Origin of the sequence: Candidatus Chlamydia sanziniae, from assembly GCF_001653975.1 — a bacterium.
In the GTDB taxonomy this organism is placed as follows: Bacteria; Chlamydiota; Chlamydiia; order Chlamydiales; family Chlamydiaceae; genus Chlamydia; species Chlamydia sanziniae.
Genome location: NZ_CP014639.1, coordinates 1,055,544 through 1,078,156 on the forward strand (window position 1 = coordinate 1,055,544; position 22,613 = coordinate 1,078,156).

Below are 22,613 nucleotides of genomic sequence, written 5' to 3' on the forward strand. Positions count from 1 at the left end.
AATACAGACAAATATATTACTGAGTATTCGAAGTCTTTTTTTTACGGGAATGCCCTGGAAGAAGACAAGACTGTTGATGCATTGTCCTAGGAAAATGAAAAACAAAGACTGTAGGAATCTTAGAAATCTTTGTTTTCACAACACTAAGGTCTGAACATTGCCAAGCTTCCACAGATCGTGTCTGCACGTATTCCTCTTCTTCGGAAAGATTTGAGGCAATGCAAAGCTCAGCGTGAGTAGGTAAAGCATCTATAAGGGTGTGAAACGTATGAACATTGCGATAAGGAGTTTCTATACAAACAAAGGTAGAACCTCTCTTTGCAAGGGCTTTAATATAATTAAAACGTTCCTTCGGAACGTGAGGTAAATAACCAAGAAACACAAAATTCTGCGCAGGGAAACCAGAAAGCATCAAGGCCAGTGTTATAGAGCAGGGCCCAGAAAACGCTTGAACAGAAATGCCAAGAATACGAGCACGACGTACCAAATTTGCTCCGGGATCTGCAATACAAGGAAGCCCTGAATCAGAGAGCAAGCCCCAATTTTCCCCATGCTTAAGTAAAGGTTCGAGGTAAAAATCGCATCCCTTTTCTGAGCGATCATTCTTATTTAGAACCGCTATAGGGAATTTATGAACCTCGGGAACTTTCCATAGACTTAGAAATACTCTACCGCTACGATCGCTCTCTACAATCAGTCCATGTATTTTTGGAATTAACTCACTAAGGATTGTAGGCAACGTTTCCACACGACGATTGCCTAAGGTATTGGGAAGAAGATATAAAGTCATAATTTTGTCATTTTAATTACTAAAGTTTCGATAGCAACGACAGGATCCTGTATATTCTTCTTAATCAAGCTTTCTGTATAAAAAAGAGAGCTTAAGGCCTGGTACAGCCTCTCTCTACCGTAAAAGACAAAAAGACGATATTTACTATCCTTAGGGGTCTCTTCAAGACCACGTAAGCCGTAGAGACATTGAGAACGTAGAAAAGCAATCATTCCCAAGGGATCTTCCCCCCGTTCATTCAATAAGATATGCAGTAACTGATGACTTTGAGAGACTTCCCTTTTTAGAAGGGCGTCACGAAACTTCCATAAAGAAACACGCTCTTTTTTAGTAACGAAATTTTCAATATCCAAAGAATCCAAAGAATCCTTCTTACCCACTCTACACAAAAGCTGATCAAACTCGTTAAAAACATCATGAACAGAAATATCAGCAAGCTTACGTAAAAAAAGAGAGGCTAAAGAGGGTGAGCAGTTCATCCCTAGGCATAAAGCACGCTGGGAAAGTAACAATGCTAAGCGTTTCTCACGATCTATAGGCCACTCTCTAAACAAACTTAAAGAGAGTACAAAAGGCAAAGATTGGCATAATCTCCGAAAGCACTCCTGCTTTGCGGTCATTAAAAGTAAGGTAAGTTGAGGCTGAGGGTTTTTTGCATAACGAATAAGGAAATCTCTAGTTTCTTCTCTAAGCTTATCAACTTTCGAAATGACAACTGTCTTATGCATGCTAAAAAGCTCGTAATTCTCTGTCCATAAAGCTAAAGTGTGTTCTGTCAATCCTGAGCCGTCGATTTCTTGGCATTTTCCAGAAGTTAACGCTTCCACAAGGACATCCTTATCCTCCTCAACAGAGAGTCCGATAAAAGCTATTGCAGGCAATTTCTCTTTATAAAGCTGAGAGAAATCATCAAAACGAGTTAGAGACTTGTACATCCTCTAAAAAACCTAAAAAAACATTCCAACTGAGAAATCTACTATACCTGCTATTTTTGTAATCGTATAGCAGAACTCTAATGAATTAAAAAATCTTTACAAAAAAAACGGTGAGAAGAAAGAAATCCTCCGCACCGTTAGTTCTAGACCTCACAACAAGATTGTATGATTATTGAGACATTAATTTAATCAACTGGTGACGCCAGCCATGAGCTGTGCGAACACGACTCTTTGAAGCAGGCTTTCTGGTTGCTGTCGACGAACATACACGCTTGCATGTTGCTGTGTGTTTGTGTTTTTTATGACATGCCAAAGCACAAGCAGTTGTTTTTTTTACAGCACCTTTATGAGCAGCTATCTTCTTGGCAGCTGGTTTACGAGCTGTAGTCTTTTTAACCGTACGTGTAGCAGCAACTTTTTTAACAGGCTTACGGACTATTGCTTTCTTAGCAGTAGTTCTACGAACTGCAGGTTTTTTAGCTACTGGTTTACGAACAGATTTTTTAGCTGCTGGTTTACAAGCCGTAGCCTTTTTAGCTACCATCTTACAAGTAGCTTTTTTAGCTACTGGTTTACGAACAGATTTTTTAGCTACTATCTTACGAACAGGTTTTTTAGCTACTGGTTTACGAGTTGTAGTCTTTTTAACCGTACGTGTAGCAGCAACTTTTCTAGCAGGCTTACGGACAGTTCTAGTTGCTGTCTTCTTGCCACTACGTTTTTTTTGTGCTCCTAACATTGTTGCATTCCCCTCATTAGACAGGTAATTACTTACCTGATCTATCGACAGGAAATTGAAAAACTTTAATAAATTAGGATTTTATTTCACTAACAAATAGAATAAAAAATTGTTACTAACTTTTAATAAACTAAAAAGTAATCACTTGGAGCAAAACTTTTCTAAATAATAAAGAATACACCGCACTCCAAAGCCTGAAGCATATTTAGGAAAAGAATCCTCTTCTTTTTCATGATATGCCGTACCAGCAATATCTAAATGAGCCCAGGCTACAGGAGTCTCTTCTAAAAAACGCTGAAGAAAAAGAGCGGCAGTAATTGCCCCGGCACGGTTATTCCCTATATTTTTCATATCGGCAATATCCGAATGCAACGCCTGCTCATATTTTTCCACAAGTGGCAGTCTCCATAAAGATTCGGAAGTTTCAGCAGAAGCCTCCAACAGATCTTGTGCTAAGATATCGTTATTAGAAAATAAACCTGCGACTCCCTCCCCCAAAGAGATTACGATAGCTCCTGTTAAGGTGGCAACATCTACAATTCGAGTTGGGTTACAATACTTTAAAGCATAGGAAATAGCATCGGCAAGGATCAAACGTCCCTCAGCATCGGTACTACCAATTTCCACACAGAGTCCCGACATTCCGACATACACATCTCCCATTTTATAGGATCTGCTATCAATTGCGTTCTCTGTTGCAGGAATAAGACCTGTAACATTTACAGGTAGCTCCAAAGCTGCTAATCCTGACAAAATGCCAAGTACTGTAGCTCCTCCTGCCATATCCTCTTTCATAGTCAGCATAGATTTTCCGGGCTTGAGATCCAAGCCTCCAGAATCAAAAGTGACTCCCTTACCTATGAGTACAGTATGATCTTTAGACTTTGGGCGTCCTTGGTAACGAAGGACAATAAAGTAAGGGTCAACAGCAGAGCCTTTAGCAACGGCAGTAAGTAAACCCATTTTTTCTTTTAATATTGCCTCTTTATCTAAAATCTTAGTATCAATGCTAGGGAACTCCTTCCCCAACCCCTGGGCAATTTCAGCAAGCTTCTGAGGAGTGATATCATCAGCATTCCGATTAACTAAATCTCTAGTTAAGTAAACGCCTTCAAATATAGCTTCTTGCTTTCTAAAGATGCTATCAGCAATTTTAGGTACAATGCCAAAAACAGTAGCCTTGATAATTAAGGGTTCGTCAGTGTACTCCCGCTTGTTGTAACGAGGGTAATCGTAATTTAACGAGAGAACTCCTCCAGCTAAAGCCGATATAAACTCCTCAGCAGACAACCGTAATTCAGAGAGCGTCGGTAAAATAATATTGATGGTACGACATTTAGCTTTTCTTAACACCCGAGTCAACTTAACATAGGCAAGAAAAACACGATGTGGAGTCAGTTCTTCTACTTTTCCTAACCCTAAGACAATGGTTCGTGTTTCCTTAGACTTGATACTATTATAAACAAGCTCAACTTCTCCATGTTTACCTTTAAAATTCTCTAAAGCAGGAAGATAACACGATACATACTCTGCTCCACAAGAGGTGGCAATTTTTGCTTCTTTAAAATGCCAAAACGGCAAGACTATAGCTTCAGCTTTCCCTCGGTTTTTCCAAGAAGCTTGGGTATAAAATAAAACCACGACCCTTCTCCACTTTTATCAAAAGTATTTAATTCAAAATGCTTAAAAAGGAACATCTTCACAGACATATTGTTGTTCTTGTCCATAGCCTGCATACATGTTCTTATCTTTAATAGCCTCAGCGTCCAAGGTCTCTCCTTCAAAGCCCATAGCTACAGATTCAACAGATTCATAAGACGTAGAGGAGTGATTCTCTTCCAAGGCTAGAGACCGTCCTCCCTCACTCTTTCCAAAAGGGCTGAACTTTAAAGAATCCACACTGATGACTAAAGAAGCTTGGGGTGACCCATCTTTGCTCATATAGCTCTCGACAGCAATATCTCCAGCGACAATAACGCCGGAACCTTTTTTTAAGTAAGGAAGCATTTTATCATAACGGTTATGCCAAATATTGCACTTACACCAAACAGTCTCATCTTTCATTCCCATACGAGTTTTAACTCCTACTCTAAGTACGACAACACGTTTTCCCTTTGAAGTCATTCGTTCTTCGGGATCGGCTCCAAGATAGCCTGCAAAATATCCAAACATCATAATATTGCCTCTTAACTTCTTACTTTTGATATTCCTACGCTGTGAAAAGCATGTTCCTTTAGCTCACCCTATGCATCTTATGCACTTTGCTTATTAATTAAAATAAATGAAGGATAAAATATTAATAATTCAGAAACAACAACACCTGTATCTGTCATTTAAAGGGAAAAACAGGGAAAGAATACAATGCCTTTGTTCGTCCAACAGGGGAAAGACATTGTAACCCTAAGTGTATTAAGCACGAATTCCTGTAGGAGGAGGCTGTATTCCCCCACCAGTTTGAGGCATTTGAGGCATTGTATCTACGGAAGGCTCCCTACCAGCACAAATATCTGCGCATACGGTCCGCCATTTGACAACAGTTTCGATAAATAGCTGAGCAAAAGCCTTTAATAGGTTGGTTTCAGCATACTTCATATCTAAAACACAATGCATAAGAATGAGTTGCTCTTTCGTTGCGACTCCGACACCTCCACCTGCCATCTGGCCACCCAGCATCGAGCCCTCCAACAGCTTTTCATATAATGCTAATTTTCTTTGAGAATTATCAGGAAGTCCATCCAATAAAGGAGCGTAAACATAAAGGCGATCTGAATGCTCTTCATAAGTAAGATGAAGGGAAAACTCACCATCAACAAACAAAATGCAAGTGTTATTTTGATCAAAAGCTACGTCAGGTAACTTAAGTTCTTTAGCAAAATTTTTTAGATTTTCCTCAGCATTTTGCCTAGACATGAGGGAATCTCCTTGTAATAAATTATTGTTACTTTAAGTTAACATAATACTGATTTGTTAGTAAATGATTTCAAAAGCTTAAAACCAAAAACTCTCTTGTCTTTCACTCCCCATTATGCTATCGAATTAGCAATGACAAAAATTACTTCTTACCCAACCTCACCTTTACCCCTTGGGGCAATGCAAGTGACTCCACAGCGTTATCGCTTTGCTTTATTCGCTTCTCAAGCCACAGAAGTAATTCTTGCTTTGTCTTCTGAAGATTCTGAGATCATAGAGATCCCCTTATCCCCTAAAAAACATCAAACAGGTGCAATTTGGCATATAGAGATTGAAGGAATTTCAAATCAATGGTCTTATGCATTTCGTGTCAATGGTCCCAAGAAAAGATATTCACAATATGCTTCTAAAGAGTACCTTGCTGACCCTTATGCAAAAAATCTTCGTTCGCCACAAATTTTTGGTGCCACAAAAAAAAACGGGGATTACGCATTCTCTTATTTAAAAAAAGAAGAATTTTCTTGGGATGGTGATACACCTTTACATCTTCCGAAAGAAGAGATGATTATTTATGAGATGCACGTCCGTTCATTTACCTGGGCAGCAACTTCTCAAGTAGAAGCTCGGGGTACATTTTTAGGAATTATCGAAAAAATTGATCACCTGCGTAAATTAGGGATAAATGCTGTTGAGCTTTTACCTATCTTTGAGTTTGATGAAACTTCTCATCCCTTTAAAAGTTCAAAATTTCCTCATTTGTGCAATTATTGGGGTTATGCACCAGTAAATTGCTTTTCTCCTTGCCGACGCTATGCTTATGCCTCTGATCCTTGTGCTCCTATCCGTGAGTTTAAGACTTTAGTAAAAACCTTACATAAAGCAGAAATCGAAGTCATTCTTGACGTAGTTTTTAATCACACAGGATGGGAAGGCACTACGTGTCCTCTTCCATGGATTGATACTCCCTCGTACTATCTTTTAGATGACCAAGGTACTTTCACAAATTATTCAGGCTGTGGCAATACTTTAAATACAAACCGAGCACCTACAACCCAATGGATTCTTGACGCTTTGCGTTATTGGGTAGAAGAAATGCATGTGGATGGGTTTCGTTTTGATCTAGCTTCTATATTTTCTCGAGGACCTTCAGGAACTCCTCTGGAGTTTTCTCCTGTTTTAGAAGCTATATCTTTTGATCCCTTACTTACCCAGACTAAAATTATTGCAGAACCCTGGGATTCAGGAGGTTTATACCAACTAGGATATTTTTCTTCTTTTTCCTCTCGTTGGAGTGAATGGAATGGTGCCTATAGGGATAATATCAAAGCATTTCTTAATGGAAATCAGAATCTGCTTAGTACTTTTGCTTCCCGAATTTCTGGATCTCAAGATCTCTATTCTCAGGGCTCTCCTACCAACTCCATTAATTATGTTAGCTGTCATGACGGTTTCACACTATACGATACGGTATCCTATAACTATAAGCATAACCAAGAAAATGGGGAGAATAACCGTGATGGCACAAATGTAAACTATAGTTACAATTTTGGAGTTGAAGGAGAAACACAGAATCTTGACATCATTGAGATAAGGCAAAGGCAACTTCGCAATTTCTTCCTTACCCTTTTCCTCTCTCAAGGAATTCCGATGATTCAATCAGGAGACGAGTATGGACATACAGCTCAAGGAAATAACAATCGTTGGGCATTAGATACTACAGCCAATCATTTTCTCTGGGATCGTCTTAAAGAAAATTCCAATCTTGTAAATTTTCTTTGTGAGCTGATTCATTTTCGAAAAACGCATAAGAAAATGTTTAATCAAGGATTCCTTAATGCAAAAAAAATTTCATGGCTAGATGCTTCTGGGCATCCTATCCTATGGCAACCAAGTTCTTTTTTAGCTTTTGATTTAAAATTAGATAACTCCAGCTTGTATGCAGCATTCTACATAGGCATAGATGAAATCTCCATAGCCTTGCCTAAAGTCAGACCGCATTTTCTTTCCTACCAACTCATTGCTAATAGTATGGAGGGTTTTTCTTCTCGTATTTTGTACTCAGGAATTACGAAACTTTCTCCACATACTATTCTTATAGCAATCAGTCAAGCAAAAGAGACTTAGCTGATTTCTCTTTCACAATCTTCGTCCCAAGATTCTATGACAACAAAATCAATATTTTTATAAAATTGTTCTAAAATCTGACGCGCATTGTACCCTTCAATAGCAAAACGATCCACATGGGATTTAAGAAGGCTATCTGCATCTACAACTAACCCCTCAGGACTATCTATAACAAGACGTGCTGTCCAATCTACAGCTTCTTCTACACCATAAAACTGTTTAGTCACACCAAATCCTGCATAGCCTTCTTCCTCAGCTTTAAGGTGAAAGAAATTTTGAGGATTTTTAGCTAATAACTTTTCGTACAAAGCTGTTCTTTCTAGAATCACGCAAGCCGATAAAGCTTCCTTATCAAGTTCTCTAAGATATTTTATAGAGAGAACTGACTTGAGATAATCTTCAATTGTCACTTCATTAGAAATCCTAATACAATGATCTGCCGTTTGGTGGATATACAAGGAACCTTGGTATTGTATACCATTTAAAAAAAGTGAAGCTGTAACCTCAGCAGGCTCAATTTTTAAACATTGCACGCCTGGATAATGCTCACCCCAGCGAATACCTTCGTATAATGCATGTACGGCACAACGCTGCCCTTGTGCGGCAGTCTGTAATAAAACATTATCTCCATAAACACGATAGGCACCCTTCGCTTCGATTAATGCTGTGGTACTTTCACGCAAAAGAAGCACACGAACCTTAGGCTCAGCGAGCACATCCTGCTTAATAAAAGTATCCGATACCTTAACTTCTGCATATCCTATTATGTTTATAGCAAGGGAAAGACCTATCAATATGTGTTTCGATATTTTCACTTCCCTTCTCCTAAATTTTGTAAATTCGCTGCATGCTTTTTTAAGTGGTTATAAGCAAGCTGGGTAACCATCCTGCCTCGTGGCGTTTTTTTAATTAAACCTTTTAAAATTAAAAAAGGCTCATAAACATCTTCTAGGGTTTTAATATCTTCCCCAACTGCCACCGATAAAGTTTTGATTCCAACAGGACCACCTTGATAGTAATCGATTATTGTAGTGAGAAATTTCATATCTATTTCATTTAATCCCCACTCATCTATTAATAGCATAGCTAAAGCTTTTTGTGCTACGTCGCCATTTATACAGTTTCCTTCACGCATTTGTGCAAAATCTCTTACCCAACGCAGAAGGTGGTTCGCAAGGCGTGGTGTTCCTCGGGAACGTTTCGCTATGGCTTCTAATGCGTAGGACTCTACCTTTAAACCAAGAAGATGTGCTGATCGCAAGAGAATCTCCGTAAGATCTTGATCTGAATAATAAGAAAGTCTGGCACTATAAGCAAACCGCGTTCTTAAAGGTTCGCTTAGCATTCCTGATCGCGTTGTTGCTCCTACTAAGGTAAAAGGAGCAAGATCTACACGAACAGAACGAGCTCCAGGGCCTGAATCAATCGTAATGTCTACTTTAAAATCTTCCATAGCAGGATAAAGATATTCTTCTGCGATTTTCCCCATACGATGGATTTCATCAATAAAGAAAACATCTCCCTCCTGTAAGCTTGTTAATAATCCTAGAAGATCTGAAGGCTTTACCAATTGTGGGCCTGACGTAGTAACTAAACCCTTACCTATTGTACGAGCAACAATATGAGCTAAGGAAGTTTTTCCCAATCCAGGAGGACCGAAAAACAGGCAATGCCCTGGAGCTTCTCCACGTTGTAGAGCTGCGCGAAGAAATAAATCTAAACGTTCTTTTAGGCTCTCCTGTCCACAAAACTCGTATAATCCCTTAGGTCTTAAGGAGACATCGAGTTTATTATCTTGGTACAAGACAGCTGCTTGGTGCGTCATATATCTATCCTTATATCTTCTTAGTCTCTTAAAGGCGCAGGAATTTGTAAACAATTAAAATACGCTCCAAAAATAAGGTTTGCCTTTTTCCTATTGTATTATCTAACATTGCTATTGGGGTCTATCTCTAGAAAATGGAGTCTAAGGAATGGATTTGCTTCTGTTATTTAGGTCTTTTTTAGAAACATTTTTTCCTACCTGGTAACGAGAACAATTGCCTAGAATCAACAAAATAAAGGAATGTACATATCCCTCGAGCAAATGAATTTCTAGATACTAAGGTTTCTAAAATGAGTATAAAAGAAGATACGTGGATCCGTCAGATGGCTTTGGAAGCCGAAATGATCAAGCCTTTTGTTGACAGCCAAATGAATATTAATCGGGATTCTGGAGAGAAGCTCATTAGTTATGGTCTTTCAAGTTATGGCTATGACCTTCGTTTATCTCGAGAATTCAAAGTTTTCACTAATGTATACAATTCTATTGTTGATCCCAAGTGTTTTACTGAAGATACGTTTGTTTCTATTCATGACGATATTTGTATTATCCCTCCCAATTCTTTTGCCCTTGCACGTAGTGTGGAATATTTTCGGATTCCTAGGAACGTATTAACTATGTGTATAGGAAAATCTACGTACGCACGGTGTGGAATTATTGTAAATGTCACTCCCTTTGAACCTGAGTGGGAAGGATATGTAACGATAGAAATTTCGAATACAACTCCGTTACCTGCAAAAATCTATGCCAATGAAGGAATTGCTCAAGTAATATTCTTTGAAGCCCGTACTCCTTGTGAGATTTCCTATGCTGATAGAAAGGGGAAATATCAAAAGCAACAAGGAATCACAGTTCCTTGTGTTTAAAGTTTTGATATGCAGAAAGTACCTTGGCTAAGATGGCTAGAAGAAGGAGTTATAAATTCTTGGTGGGTCATTCTGAGTGTTCTTATTAGTGGATTTATTTATGATCGTGCGATTCACGAAGTGCAGCAGGAAGAGTTACGCTTACAAAGTCGCGTGACTCTTTTACAAGAAAAAATCCTTAAAACGAAAGAAGAGCAAATCCAGCTTCAACTTCATCTCGAGCATTGGGATATCCCCGCCGTTATAGAATCTGCATTAATTCAGCGGTTAGGTCTCATTCCTAAAGGGTATGTAAAAGTATACCGTGCTCCAGGGCAAACCACCAAAGAATAGGGGTTGAAACAAGATCATGATGCCTACAGTGTTTATTTTTCTTGTTATCTGCTTTACTCTATGTTCTGGATTCATTTCCTTATCACAAATTGCCTTATTTTCGTTGCCAACAAGTTTGATTTCTCATTACAAACGCTCAAGATCAAAAAAACAACAACAAGTAGCATCTTTACTTTCACACCCACACCACCTACTGATTACTTTGATTTTCTGTGATATTGGGTTAAACATTGGCATCCAAAACTGTATGGCTATTCTCGTCGGAGATACAGCCTCATGGTGGTTCACGGTAGGAATTCCCTTAGCCATCACTTTAATTCTAGGAGAAATTTTGCCTAAAGCTGTTGCTTTACCTTACAATACACAGATCGCTCGTTCGGTTGCTCCTACCATTCGCTTTTTTACAAAGATCCTCAAACCAATGCTTTATTGGGGAATTAGTGGAATTAATCGTTTGGTCCAATGGATTCTTTCTAAAGAACAAGTGAATCTTATCCAACCACAAGAGTTAAAAGAGGTATTACAAAGCTGTAAAGATTTTGGTGTTGTGAGCCAAGAAGAAAGACGTTTACTTTATGGTTACCTGTCCCTTGGGGATTGTAGCGTGAAAGAACGTATGCAACCCCGCCAAAACATTCTTTTCTATGACATCCAGACTCCCATAGAACATCTTTATTCACTATTTTCTAAAAAACATTGTTCTCGTGTTCCTGTTTGCAATGATAACCTGCAAAACCTTTTAGGAATCTGCACAGCAAAAGCACTTCTGCTCTATGGCAAACCTCTCCAATCTTCAGATGAGATTCTTCCTCTTCTAAAGAAGCCCTATTATATGCCAGAGACTATTTCAGCAAAGACTGCCCTTTGCCATCTTGCTGCGGAAGAGGAAACTCTAGGTATGATCATTGATGAATATGGATCGATTGAAGGATTAATCACACAAGAGGATCTTTTTGAAATAGTCTCTGGAGAGATTGTAGATCAGCGGGATAACCAACTTCTTTATACAACCTCAGGGAAAGATGTCGTGATTGCTGCAGGCACTCTAGAACTACGTGATCTTAATGAAATTTTTGATATCAATTTACCCACAAATAATAATACTGCAACGTTGGGAGGCTGGCTAACAGAACAAATTCGTGCGATCCCTACGACAGGAATGAAGCTCACATGGAATAATCTACTTTTTCAAGTGCTGGATGCAGCTCCAAACCGTGTCCGTCGTGTCTACATAAGGAAAATGTATGACTGATTCTGTAATTCTTTGGCTTGGAACCAATGTCCTTTGCATTGTCTTCCAAGGATTTTACTCCATGATGGAAATGGCCTGTGTTTCCTTCAATCGTGTTCGACTCCAATACTATTTAACAAAAGGCCACAAGAAAGCCCGTTATATTAATTTCTTAATCCGTAGGCCTTATCGACTTTTTGGAACCGTCATGTTGGGGGTAAATATTGCCTTACAAGTGGGCTCTGAATCTTCGAGGAACTGTTATAGAGCTCTAGGTTTTTCTCCCGATTATGCTCCGTTTACACAGATCTTCCTCGTAGTAATTTTTGCAGAGCTTCTTCCATTGACAATATCACGTAAAATTCCTGAGAAATTAGCACTCTGGGGAGCCCCTATTCTTTACTACTCCCATTATATTTTCTACCCGTTAATTCAACTCATTGGAAGCATTACAGAAGCTCTTTATTATTTTCTAAAAATCAAAAAAGAAAAATTAAATTCCACTCTTAGCAGAGATGAGTTTCAAAAAGCTTTAGAAACTCATCATGAAGAACAAGACTTTAATGTCATTGCTACAAATATCTTTTCTTTAAGTGCGACTTCTGCAGATCAAGTTTGTCAACCTTTAGATCAGATTACAATGCTTTCTTCTTCCGCCAACGTCAAAGATTTATGCCGTACAATAAAAGATACGGATACAGATTTTGTGCCTATTTATCATAAAATCCGAAAAAATATTATAGGCATTGCTCTTCCCAAGGATTTTGTAAATAAAAATCTTGATGATGCATTAATCCACCATTTGCATTCTCCTTGGTTTATTACAGCAAAGTCGAAACTTATTCGCATTCTCAAAGAATTTCGTGACAACCGCTGTAGCGTTGCTGTTGTACTTAATGCTTCAGGAGAACCCATGGGCATTCTGAGTTTGAATGCTATTTTTAAAATTTTGTTTAACACTTCAAACATCGCACATCTGAAACCCAAGACAATCTCTGTGATTGAAAGGACATTTCCCGGAAATTATCGAATTAAAGATTTACAAAAAGAGTTAGGTATACGGTTTTCACAGCATACCGTAGAAACATTAGCGCAGCTTGTTCTTCAATTTTTAGATACTCCTGCTGAAGTGGGGACTTCCGTAATTATTGATAATCTTCTCCTAGAGGTAAAGGAAATGTCTTTATCTGGCATTAAACGCATCTCTATCAAAAACTTACTTTCGTAACTCCCCTACCAGGGACTTCGTAAATGTGAAATCACTTTTTCTATTACTGGAATAATCTCATTGATAGCTTTTAAAGAGAGCAGATGACTGAATGAAAACCTCACAGTAGAGGCCACCAATTCTTCAGGTATATTCATACCAACGAGAGATTTTAGTGGTGCCGTAGCTCCTGAAAAACAGGCAGAGCCATAACTACAGGCGATACCCTCCCTATCCAAAGCAATTTGCACCACTTCTCCTTCAAGAGGAGGAAAAGCAATAGCAGAAACATTGTTAACACGAGGCTTTTCTTCACAATGAATAACAATGTTAGGAATTCTAGTTTTTAAGCCAATTTCGAAAGCGTTACGGTAACTCAGGATTTGCTGAGTGATTTCTTCTTGATGCGAGTCTAAATACCGAAATACATAAAGCAAAGAAGCGATTCCCCAGAGGTTTTCCGTTCCTGAACGTAGGCCCTGCTGCTGTCCACCTCCAAAAAATATAGGAGACAATTTTGTTCTAGGGTCAATGAGAAGAACACCTATTCCAGGAAGAGCATGAAATTTATGACCACTGAATGCTGCTATGGTGACTCCAGGGGGCAATACAATGCGTTCCTTTCCAATGATTGCTGTTGCATCTACAATAAATTGTAGCTGGTGTTTCTGGGCTAATTGTGCTATAGATGCGATATCCGTCTTAGAGCCCAGCTCACTATTTACCCAACCTAAGACGATCGCTGAAGTTTCTGGCTTTAAAACTTCCTCTATCTGTTCACAATTAAGACAACACTCACCTTCTTCGGGATCTAAGTAAGATACGGAAAGACGTGCCTGTTTTAATGGTTCAATGATTGCGGGATGCTCCATACTTGACGTAATGACATGACTCCCTTGAGAAAGATTGGCTATCGCTAAATTTAAACTCTCTGTAGCTCCAGAAGTATAGAGCACACGTCCTCGGAAAGAAAGAACTTGCTGAATCCATGTTGTTGTTTCTAAAATAAGTTGGCTTGATCTCTTCCCGAAACTATGAATACTGGAGGGATTCGCATAGAGATTCTCTTGGCCAAACAATTTAAACAAAAACTCTAAAAGGCCGCGCTCTGGAAAAGCCATAGCGTTATTGTCTAAATAGATCATTAGAATGTTCCTAGTGAAGTGCTATCGTATTCGAACTAATACCACAGTAGCGTTGTCATCGCCTCCCCGACTATTTGCCAGAGAAATCAATGTATTCCCACTTTCTTCCAAGGTTGCTGATTGAAGCAAAATCTTCCGAATATCTGCATCGGGAACCATATTGGTCAGTCCATCAGAACACAGGAAAAAAAGATCCTCCTTTTCACAAGAAATATCTCGAATATCTGGCATGACGTAGGGGCGGCTTCCTAAAACATTAGTTAGAATATGCCGATAAGAATATACCTTATCTGATTGTTTACAAAGTTTATAACGACTTTTTAATTGGTTTTCCAGGGAATGATCCTGAGTCAAGCAATACAGTTCTTTCCCTCTGAGACAGTAAATACGACTATCCCCTACATGAAATACCCAGGCCCTGCCATAACGAAATTGAATGAAACTGAGAGTTGTTCCCATTCCTTGCAAATGTGCCTCCATTAAACCATGTCCGTAGATAAGATTATTGACTTCAGAAAGAATGATTTTTAAAGTCTCTTTATATTGTTCGTCCTGAAATTGCAATAATTGAGGTTGTCTTTGATCAATCAGCTCCATAAGACTAACAATTGCCTCCTGTGAAGCTACGTCACCGCCTAAGCACCCTCCCATTCCGTCGGCGATGGCAACAACTTGAGAGATCAGATTTACTTGCCAGAAATCTTCATTTCTCGCACGTATTCTACCAATGTCACTTAATCCGAAATAATCAAAGTCCACTGTATTTTCCTAAAAAAGGAATCCCGGGATACTTTCGTCTATCAAGAATATGTTCCCTATTTTCGTCGAAAACGTATGATAACTTCCAACCCCTTTACGATATAACAAAACAATTGTATTTAAAGAAATTTCTTTTCTTACACATACTTTTTTCTTATGCAACTAGGATTTCTGTATCCTAAAAGAAGCTTATTCCAAAATCTATACTCCTAACCTCCTTAATATTAAGGAGGTTTATTTCTATAAAAGACTTTTTATCAATTAAAAATTAAAATAAACTTATAAAGTAATTAACTAATAAGCAGAAGCCGTATAATAGAAAGTAATATTTAAGGTATATTTATGAGTATAAATTCTGAATCCTTTGCTCCTTTAAATAAGCCGGAAAATTTCCAGCTAATCTCTCAAAAGAATTACGTAAAAAGAGAACGGCTTTCTAAAATACTCACAGCCGTTATCGTAATTTTAGGAATTCTCAGTATTACAGGAATCATTGCTGGTACCATAGTTTCCGGCATCCTTCCGCTTATTGCTATATCAGGAGCTGTTGTACTTCTCACAGCGCTTGCAATTTATGCTGTGCACAAAAAAATCAATCCAGCAACAACATATCAACACGTGGGTTGGTTAGACATTGATCCTCAAGGGTTAGAACACCTAAGTGATCCAGATAGATAGTATAACTATAAGAGAGACTACGTCACTACAATGCTAGTCTAAAGCCATAACGACTTTAATTTCTGATTTTTTTATTCTCTACCTGTTTTTAAACTTTACGTGGAGAACAAATACTGTTTGCCATAAATCTATAGACTCCTTATGTAAAAGAACAAGCATACGTTGCTCAGATAGGAATAACTATGAAGTGGTTCATTTTCTTTGTAAGCTGTACTCCCGTACTCCTTCTTCCTGGATGTACGTTAATTCCTAAAGAGAGGGGGGAAATAAAAATCTGTTTCCTTTGTATATCATCCACCCTACTTCCGTAATTCCTCCAGACTTTCGAAGATTTGTTTCCTATTGAGTTCTTTTACACTTGTTTTTATTTTTTCTTTGATATAACTAAGTAAGAATGCTAAATATGGAATTTCTCAAGTTTGTGAGACAAATATTTAGTGGAAATTCTCTCTTATAGAAAGCGTTTCCGTAAAATAATACATATTCTATATCTAAAGGACAAAGACTATGAGAAAAATGTTTGCGTTAATATCTTTGGGACTGTTGTCTCTAGGCGTTCTTAGCTTGTCGAGCTGCACTCCAGTAGGCTCTTCGGGCAGTTATCACTCTAGCTCTATAAAAAAATAAAGCAAAAGATGTGTTCGCTAATGCTCCCTCTCGATTAAGGAGACATGAGATCATCTTATGAAGTCTTCAGATCGAGTTCACAGAAAAGACTAGCAATGGATGTAAATACGTTGCTAGGATTTTATTTTAAAATCATAATGGTGCATTTTCTCTCTTCCTGGTAGTATCATCCACCTTATTTTCATAATTTCTCTAGACTCTCCAAACACTTGTTTCCTATTGGGTTTCTCTATACCTACTTTATTTTTTTCTTTGATATAACTAAGTAGGAGTGTTAAATATGGAATTTCTCAAGTTCGTGAGACAAGTATTTATGGAAAGACGTTCTTATAGAGAGATTTCCATAAAGCAACACATATTCTATATCTAAAGGGCAGAGACGATGGGAAAAATGTTTGTGTTAATATTTTTGGGACTGCTGTCTCTCAATATTCTTAGTTTGTCAAGTTGTGCTTCGTTAGGTTCATCGGGGAGTTATCACCCTAAACTCTATAAATCAGGAAGTAAAGCCAAGGGTGTTGTTGCTATGCTCCCTGTGTTCTGCCACTCGAGCAAGGGTCATGAGATCGTCCCATGGAGCCTTCAGGCAGAGTTCACAGAAGAAATTAGTAAAAGATTTTACTCTTCTGAAAAAGTCTTTCTCATCAAACACAACGCACCTGCCCAAGCGGTATCTCCGTTTTATACTCCTCTAGCCCACAATATGCCACAAACTGCGGGAATTCCATTTCTTCCTGCAGAGTTTGTAATTGCTACAGAATTTTTAGAACAAAAAACCACTCAAGATAGTTTTGGTAATGACTCTTTAACAGCTGCTGTTCGCGTTCGTGTTTTTGACATTCGTCATCAGAAAGTATCTCTGATTTATCAGGAAATTATTGAAGCAAGTCAACCTCTAAGTATGGTATCCAATGATTACCATCGCTATGGGTGGCAAACAAAACATTTTGACTCCACTCCCATGGGCTTGATGCATAATCGGCTTTTCCGAGAAATCGTTGCTAGAGTTGAAGGTTATGTTTGCGCAAATTATTCGTAATGTATGCATAAGTCACAATTTCTTCTTCTTCTATTTCTACTGTTTGCTGCTTTTGCATCAAAAAACTTTTTCATTTGGCCCGCAGTTTCTGGAAAAACACCTATAAAATTACGTCATGTGCTTATTGGAGTTGGACTTCTAATTTTTGGATTTTTCTTCGACCATACGTTGAGCTCGTTAAGCTCACAGACTCCTGAACTCACCCCCATACTTTATAGTCTCTTTCTTGCTTTCGCTTTTCTTTTTTATCTTTTCTTACTTCCCTTAAACATTACACGCGTTATCCTTTTCTCTGGAGATAAACCTCTAGCTACAATCTGGCAGGCTATACTCTCTTCTTTGCGCATGTGGATAATTCTTATCCCTGTTACACAGCTGATTGGAATCATTCTTAACAAATTCCTTATTCTCATCATTCCTATACAAAATTTGCATGTTCAAGAAATCACAACAAAAATCCAGAATGTAAGTTTTTTAACAGGAAAACACATGAGTTTTCTTTTAGCGATAGGAGTTCTTACTCCTTTTTTCGAGGAAGTTTTCTTTAGAGGATTTTTGCAAACATTTTTGAAAAACAAACTTTCAAGAGGCTGGGCGTTGTTTTATACCTCAATAATTTTTGCTCTAAGTCACGTAGAGTCCTCTTTAGGAAGCCTAGTCTTTGTTCCTATGATCTTTGTTTTTTCTCTATTTGCTGGTTTTTTATATGAAAAAGAGCGTCAGATTCTCGCTCCTATAGTTCTACACATGCTGTTTAATTTAACAACATTCTTTTTTATGGAAGTTACATAACTGAGATTTGTCTGAGGAGAAAGAAAAATGTAAGTTGGAGAAACTCTTCTAGCAAAGAAAAACACTCCTTAGGGCTGCTACCTTCCAGTCCTGACCCGATTCGTAGGTTTCCTTTCTTATAAGGTCCCCAACTTACCTTTCCTTTAATACCATACTTTTGTTTTTTTATAAAAGCTGTTCCATTCTTTAAGGAGAAGATCTATTCTTGAAGTTTCTCTTCTCGTAGCTTTGCTAATTCCCACAAGTGATCTGCTTCTTCTAATGTAATTGGCTTGTGGCAATCTCGGAATAGATAAGGTGCACGACGACGTAATTTTGCTATGGCTTGATCAGCAATATTCTCGGTAGTGGTTAGACCTTCACGCTCCAAAAGGAAACAAAGTATTAGCGTGAGGGTAAGGATATCTCCAGCTTCTGAGCCGATCTCTTGAGTGGCTTTACCGCCAGAAACAGCGTCAGAGAATTCCTGACATTCTTGAAGAATATGCTCTATCATGGAGAGCAAAGACTGCTCTCGAGACCAAGGACAGCGCCCATCAAGAACCATCAACCGTATAAGATTCATTAGCTGTGAAAAGACACTATCCCCCATCAATTATGTTCCTACAAGCTCCATGTACCTACGATTTTGTAAACTCGCTAATAGTGATGTTTTAATTTTCTTATGCCCTGAAGAAAATGGTAGCACATCAATGTCATTCAAAGGATGAAGAACTCCAGATTTTGGCAAAGAAGCTATCTGAAAAATCTTAGGAATTAGACGCACCTTATAATGAGTAAAAGCGTGGCGTTGTTCCGCAAGCTCCCCGAGCTGTTCTAAAGTCCCCCCTATATAGTTTTCCATTTTTTGAGTGAGTGTTGCCGTATCTTGTAAGGCCTCAATAGATCCTACTTCAATATAAGGAAATTCATATAAGCCTGCCATCATTTCTTTAGGCTGCCTTTGTTCAAGGACAATACAATCTCTATATAAAACAATAGCTACCCAACGGTATAGGGAAATAATTTTTTTGCGGGCATGGCGTATAGGTAACAATATTTGCTTTTCTTCTTGCCATGCAGCACATGCTTCGCTTACAGGACAACGATAACATTGGGGGGAACGTTTGCAAATGCAAGCTCCTAACTCTATCAAAGCTTCAGCAACAATTTGTGGATCCTTATTCGGGAGGAGAGCTTGTGCTATGCGCGATATCCATGTACGTGTTGACTCTAAATCTATGGAAGCCTCAATTAAAAACATGCGACTCAATACACGCAAGACATTGCCATCAACAGCCGCCGCACGTCTTTTAAAAGCAAAGGCTAGGATTGCATGAATCGTATAGGGACCTATACCACGAATTTGTGCTAAGGCAATAGCGTCGTCAGGTAACTCCCCATGAAACTGTTCCATCACCATACGTGCCCCCTCCAAAAGATGGCGTGCTCGAGTATAATATCCTAATCCCTCCCACAACTTGATGACATCTTCTTCCTTAGCTTCTGCTAAGGACTTTATTGTCGGGAATTTTTCCATCCATTCAATAAAATAATTTATAACAACTTCTGCTCGAGTTTGCTGAAGCATAACTTCAGAAACCCACACGCTGTACGGAGTGGGATTATCTCGCCAAGGCAAACTTCTCTTATTTTTTATGAACCATTTTTTTAATATCTCAACAGGAAAATTTTTCACCCTTTCAGAAAACACTATCTTTCTCATACAAAATCTCTTAAAATTTTATAAATTCTCTATAAAGTCCCAAACAATTAATTTATGGTATTGAATGGAACAGTTTGCCTGGATTGCAATACATTCCGCAAGATTGTCTTCATTCTTGCGGTCCCACCTATCTAGTTACAGCAAGCAAGCGATCGTGAACACGATAAGACACCATCGTTGCCAAGTAAACGGATCCATAGAAAGATTTGAATCCTATAAAGTACAACCAGGAGACCATATTACTGTCTCTTTGATCTCTGAACAACAAGAACTGAAATTACTTTGGGAGGACACTTGTAGTGCAATTTATGATAAACCTCCCTATGTAACAACTGAGGAGGTTGCAACACGTACAGGCCTTCATATTGTTCATAGACTTGACAGAGACACTTCAGGATGTCTTCTACTTGGAAAATCTCATGATGCGACTACTCAACTCATGAAATTATTCAAACAACGAAAAATTCATAAACAATATATCGCATTAGTTTTTGGTCACCCTAAAAAAAATTTTGGAACAATAACTACATATACAGCGCCACAATACCGACGCTGCGGAGCAGTTATTTACGGATCTACTCTACCCTCTCAAGGCAAAATTACTATAACACAATGGTCTGTCTTACAACGCCACAAACGCTACACACTTCTGTTTTGTCACCCGCTAACGGGCCGCACTCACCAAATCCGCCTCCAGATGAAACTTCTCGGTCATCCTATAGTCGGAGATATTGATTACGGGTCAAAACAACAACCTCCTAAAGTTTTCCGTCCACTCCTACATGCCCACTCTCTAACGTTTACCTCACCATTTTCTGGGAAACGTCTGAAAATTGAAACTTCGTCAACGGAAGATCCAAGGAAATACGCGGCTTACTTACTTGAAAACTAAAATAGTGTCTCCTGGGTACCTTCAGTCCCTTCTTGACGTGGTTGCCGTATTAAAGGTGGGCGTGGTGTCCGTTCGACTCCACTTGTTGAAGGTTGCTCAGATAGGTCATAGGACGCCCTAGGCTGTTGCGTCCTAGGCCGGCTTGGCTGCTCCAGCCCCGCTGCTTTCATCCATTTTTTAGACATGTTTACAATAAAAAGGTCTCTTTCTTTAGGATCTAGCAAATGTTGTTTTCGGGTTTCAGTATTTTCAAAACATTTTTGTGCTAAATCTAAATAACGCTTGGCTATAGGCTCATTAAAGTTAGTTCCTCGTTTATAGGATGCCTTTCTTCCAGGCGAGTGTCTTTGATCGTGGTGCTGTTGCTCACGAATCTCTACTAAGTCCTTCATCAAGGAAACCAGTAAAGGATGTGTAAGAATATTCCCACGATTAAGATCTCCAGTTCCAGGAACCAAATATAGGTGATAGTGTGCAAGGATAATTGCTAAAAGAGACATGAGTTGGTTAGAAGTAAGCCAACAAGGTCTAGTTCCCCCATCTGTTGCTTCCGTAAGAACCCGAGCGGTTATTTGCATAACAGCTGCAGCAGTCATTAACTTAAGGGATGCAGTAGAATTTTCTTTTATAGAATGTACCTGAAGTTTAGGCAAAGTATTGGCAATTTTATCCATATCGAAAGGATTAGCAACATGAGTTGTTCCGTTTCCCCAGGGAGAAATCACGCGTACCTGTTCTTTTAACTTGTTCTCATCTTCATAGAAATTTAATAAAGGCTGAGACATTCCTTTTAAAATACAATTTCTCCAAAAAGAATTTTGTAATAAACTTGAGACATCCTGGAGACCATCACACCATATATCCATAGACTGTTGACTTAAAATCTCAGAAAAATCTGTAGAACACGCCCTACAAGCCTTCTCAAGGACATCTAAAGAAGGAATTTTTCCACTTTCTCCCCCTGCTAATAAAGCTAAAGTGTTCACACCACACGAATACAATGCCATGAATAAAACGGCTTTCCCATATTTTTCCTCTAGGTTTTCAAGAGACTCTAGGTCAATAAAATAATGCTGTCTTCTTATTCCACAGAGATTTCTCCACAAGCCACAACAAAACCTCCCGAAACTACCGCAACCACATTTTCCGTCTGGGCAACCACAGGAGGGACAACAACATTCTTTAGTACAACATTCTCCACATTGCTCATAACAAAAGTGCGCAGACTCTTTAGCAGCTTGACTAGTGACTGTCATGTAAATGAGCTGTGCTAAAGATGTTGTCATATCAAGAGGAGTTGCCGTACTTGCAGACGTTGCTAAATGAACAAACGCTTGGCTTAGGGCATCCCAATTCCCCCTAAAAAGATTAGAAGCGAGTACTCCTTGTCTTCCTAACAAAAGAAGCAGCTGCTGCAACTGTTCTGAAGACAATCCAGAATTTCCGGCTGATTGTAGCAAGATATTTAAAAACTGCTGCGAATTTCCGGCTGAAGGCAGTGTAGATCCTGTAGGAAGCTGTGCTCCTGATTGAGTTTGCTGCCACCATTGAACAAGTTCCTGTAGTTGCGGTAGAGATATTCCTACTCCTGGCGTACTAGGGGGAGAAGCAAGGACAGTTGTTGGCATCGAAGGCGTGGATTCGGAAGTCACTGTACCTGTTGTTAGAAGGGTATTTACGAAAGTACTGATTATATTCGAGATGGGCTGAGGGATCGGTGCATTAGAAGTAAATTGTGGATTACTATTTCCTATAGGATTCACCATAATTGTCTCCTAATCACTGCTTAAGTATTTTAGATTTCAATAAAAAATTTAGAATAAAATTTAATAAAAAAAAGAAGCACGTTAAAAAATCTCAAAAAAATTATATAGGATAAACCTAAGAAAAATCAAAAAAAATTTGATATTCATGAAAATCAGACTCGGAAAAACTGTAAATTCTCTCCCACAAAAAGTTTTCTTAATAATCGAAAAATGTGTTAGCCTTCTCAAATTCATGCCTTAAAGAAAGTAAAAA

General features: G+C 38.6%; 22 protein-coding genes and 1 other RNA gene. 9 read left to right on the forward strand and 14 right to left on the reverse strand.

All coding sequences use genetic code 11. From position 1 onward, the window contains the following. Positions 1 to 16: 16 nt before the first annotated feature. From Cs308_RS04595 to Cs308_RS04620, 6 genes are all read right to left on the reverse strand, one after another. Positions 17 to 790 (reverse strand): SAM-dependent methyltransferase, encoded by a 774-nt coding sequence (locus Cs308_RS04595; RefSeq protein ID WP_066483113.1) that lies wholly within the window; start codon positions 788 to 790, stop codon positions 17 to 19. Then, positions 787 to 1,725, reverse strand: coding sequence for a hypothetical protein (locus tag Cs308_RS04600; RefSeq protein ID WP_066483117.1), 939 nt, complete (start codon positions 1,723 to 1,725; stop codon positions 787 to 789). Before Cs308_RS04600 ends, Cs308_RS04595 begins: the two co-directional genes overlap by 4 nt. Positions 1,726 to 1,894: 169 nt before the next feature. Beyond that, the gene (locus tag Cs308_RS04605; RefSeq protein ID WP_066483120.1) at positions 1,895 to 2,464 is read right to left on the reverse strand and encodes a histone H1-like repetitive region-containing protein; all 570 of its coding nucleotides are present in this window, start codon (positions 2,462 to 2,464) and stop codon (positions 1,895 to 1,897) included. Positions 2,465 to 2,605: 141 nt separating this feature from the next. Continuing rightward, complete coding sequence (locus Cs308_RS04610) at positions 2,606 to 4,105, reverse strand: leucyl aminopeptidase (protein ID WP_066483127.1); 1,500 nt, start codon at positions 4,103 to 4,105, stop codon at positions 2,606 to 2,608. A 42-nt stretch (positions 4,106 to 4,147) separates the two neighbouring features. Next, on the reverse strand, positions 4,148 to 4,639 hold the full coding sequence (locus Cs308_RS04615) for a single-stranded DNA-binding protein (RefSeq protein ID WP_156506739.1): 492 nt from the start codon (positions 4,637 to 4,639) through the stop codon (positions 4,148 to 4,150). A gap of 234 nt (positions 4,640 to 4,873) precedes the next feature. Then, positions 4,874 to 5,374, reverse strand: a complete 501-nt coding sequence (locus Cs308_RS04620; RefSeq protein WP_066483129.1) for a type III secretion chaperone Slc1 — start codon at positions 5,372 to 5,374, stop codon at positions 4,874 to 4,876. 132 nt (positions 5,375 to 5,506) lie between these two features. Between Cs308_RS04620 and Cs308_RS04625 the strand changes: the two genes are divergently transcribed. Further along, positions 5,507 to 7,498, forward strand: a complete 1,992-nt coding sequence (locus Cs308_RS04625) for a glycogen debranching protein (protein ID WP_066483495.1) — start codon at positions 5,507 to 5,509, stop codon at positions 7,496 to 7,498. On the opposite strand, the gene Cs308_RS04630 is transcribed toward Cs308_RS04625, so the two are convergent. Continuing rightward, positions 7,495 to 8,313 (reverse strand): SpoIID/LytB domain-containing protein, encoded by an 819-nt coding sequence (locus tag Cs308_RS04630; protein ID WP_066483131.1) that lies wholly within the window; start codon positions 8,311 to 8,313, stop codon positions 7,495 to 7,497. The genes Cs308_RS04625 and Cs308_RS04630 overlap by 4 nt on opposite strands. After that, positions 8,310 to 9,323, reverse strand: coding sequence for a Holliday junction branch migration DNA helicase RuvB (gene ruvB, locus Cs308_RS04635; RefSeq protein WP_066483134.1), 1,014 nt, complete (start codon positions 9,321 to 9,323; stop codon positions 8,310 to 8,312). Before ruvB ends, Cs308_RS04630 begins: the two co-directional genes overlap by 4 nt. 290 nt (positions 9,324 to 9,613) lie before the next feature. Here ruvB and dcd point away from each other — a divergent pair, with 290 nt between their 5' ends. Genes dcd through Cs308_RS04655 form a run of 4 tightly spaced genes read left to right on the forward strand, consistent with a single transcriptional unit; the run spans position 9,614 to position 12,978 of the window. After that, positions 9,614 to 10,186, forward strand: a complete 573-nt coding sequence (gene dcd, locus Cs308_RS04640) for a dCTP deaminase (RefSeq protein ID WP_066483137.1) — start codon at positions 9,614 to 9,616, stop codon at positions 10,184 to 10,186. A 9-nt stretch (positions 10,187 to 10,195) separates the two neighbouring features. Then, positions 10,196 to 10,519 carry a hypothetical protein gene (locus Cs308_RS04645; protein ID WP_066483140.1) on the forward strand — a complete coding sequence of 108 codons (324 nt, stop codon included), beginning with the start codon at positions 10,196 to 10,198 and terminating at the stop codon, positions 10,517 to 10,519. Between the two features lie 16 nt (positions 10,520 to 10,535). After that, a complete protein-coding gene (locus Cs308_RS04650) occupies positions 10,536 to 11,771 on the forward strand; it encodes a hemolysin family protein (protein WP_066483143.1) in 1,236 nt (411 codons plus the stop codon). Next, a complete protein-coding gene (locus Cs308_RS04655; protein ID WP_066483149.1) occupies positions 11,764 to 12,978 on the forward strand; it encodes a CNNM domain-containing protein in 1,215 nt (404 codons plus the stop codon). Before Cs308_RS04650 ends, Cs308_RS04655 begins: the two co-directional genes overlap by 8 nt. A gap of 5 nt (positions 12,979 to 12,983) precedes the next feature. On the opposite strand, the gene Cs308_RS04660 is transcribed toward Cs308_RS04655, so the two are convergent. Together Cs308_RS04660 and Cs308_RS04665 are read right to left on the reverse strand one after the other, a co-directional pair. After that, a complete protein-coding gene (locus Cs308_RS04660; RefSeq protein WP_066483153.1) occupies positions 12,984 to 14,102 on the reverse strand; it encodes a cysteine desulfurase family protein in 1,119 nt (372 codons plus the stop codon). A 21-nt stretch (positions 14,103 to 14,123) separates the two neighbouring features. Next, positions 14,124 to 14,861, reverse strand: coding sequence for a PP2C family protein-serine/threonine phosphatase (locus tag Cs308_RS04665; RefSeq protein ID WP_066483156.1), 738 nt, complete (start codon positions 14,859 to 14,861; stop codon positions 14,124 to 14,126). A 342-nt stretch (positions 14,862 to 15,203) separates the two neighbouring features. Here Cs308_RS04665 and Cs308_RS04670 point away from each other — a divergent pair, with 342 nt between their 5' ends. From Cs308_RS04670 to Cs308_RS04680, 3 genes are all read left to right on the forward strand, one after another. After that, positions 15,204 to 15,539: a Rab5-interacting family protein gene (locus Cs308_RS04670; protein ID WP_066483162.1), complete on the forward strand. Its 336-nt coding sequence runs from the start codon at positions 15,204 to 15,206 to the stop codon at positions 15,537 to 15,539. A 1,009-nt stretch (positions 15,540 to 16,548) separates the two neighbouring features. Continuing rightward, the gene (locus Cs308_RS04675; RefSeq protein WP_066483165.1) at positions 16,549 to 17,205 is read left to right on the forward strand and encodes a CT253 family lipoprotein; all 657 of its coding nucleotides are present in this window, start codon (positions 16,549 to 16,551) and stop codon (positions 17,203 to 17,205) included. A 3-nt stretch (positions 17,206 to 17,208) separates the two neighbouring features. Continuing rightward, entirely contained in the window at positions 17,209 to 17,997 is a 789-nt protein-coding gene (locus Cs308_RS04680) for a CPBP family intramembrane glutamic endopeptidase (protein ID WP_066483167.1), read from the forward strand. A gap of 31 nt (positions 17,998 to 18,028) precedes the next feature. On the opposite strand, the gene ffs is transcribed toward Cs308_RS04680, so the two are convergent. The 3 genes from ffs to mutY all read right to left on the reverse strand — a co-directional run bounded on the left by ffs (position 18,029) and on the right by mutY (position 19,702). Next, an RNA gene (gene ffs / locus Cs308_RS04685) (signal recognition particle sRNA small type) lies at positions 18,029 to 18,129 on the reverse strand. Between the two features lie 67 nt (positions 18,130 to 18,196). Further along, the gene (locus Cs308_RS04690) at positions 18,197 to 18,589 is read right to left on the reverse strand and encodes a MazG nucleotide pyrophosphohydrolase domain-containing protein (RefSeq protein WP_066483169.1); all 393 of its coding nucleotides are present in this window, start codon (positions 18,587 to 18,589) and stop codon (positions 18,197 to 18,199) included. A gap of 3 nt (positions 18,590 to 18,592) precedes the next feature. After that, positions 18,593 to 19,702, reverse strand: coding sequence for an A/G-specific adenine glycosylase (gene mutY, locus Cs308_RS04695; protein WP_066483171.1), 1,110 nt, complete (start codon positions 19,700 to 19,702; stop codon positions 18,593 to 18,595). Positions 19,703 to 19,766: 64 nt separating this feature from the next. On the opposite strand from mutY, the gene Cs308_RS04700 reads away from it, so the two are divergent. Beyond that, on the forward strand, positions 19,767 to 20,594 hold the full coding sequence (locus Cs308_RS04700; protein ID WP_066483174.1) for an RluA family pseudouridine synthase: 828 nt from the start codon (positions 19,767 to 19,769) through the stop codon (positions 20,592 to 20,594). On the opposite strand, the gene Cs308_RS04705 is transcribed toward Cs308_RS04700, so the two are convergent. Further along, entirely contained in the window at positions 20,591 to 22,360 is a 1,770-nt protein-coding gene (locus Cs308_RS04705; RefSeq protein WP_066483177.1) for a hypothetical protein, read from the reverse strand. The genes Cs308_RS04700 and Cs308_RS04705 overlap by 4 nt on opposite strands. Positions 22,361 to 22,613: the final 253 nt, after the last annotated feature.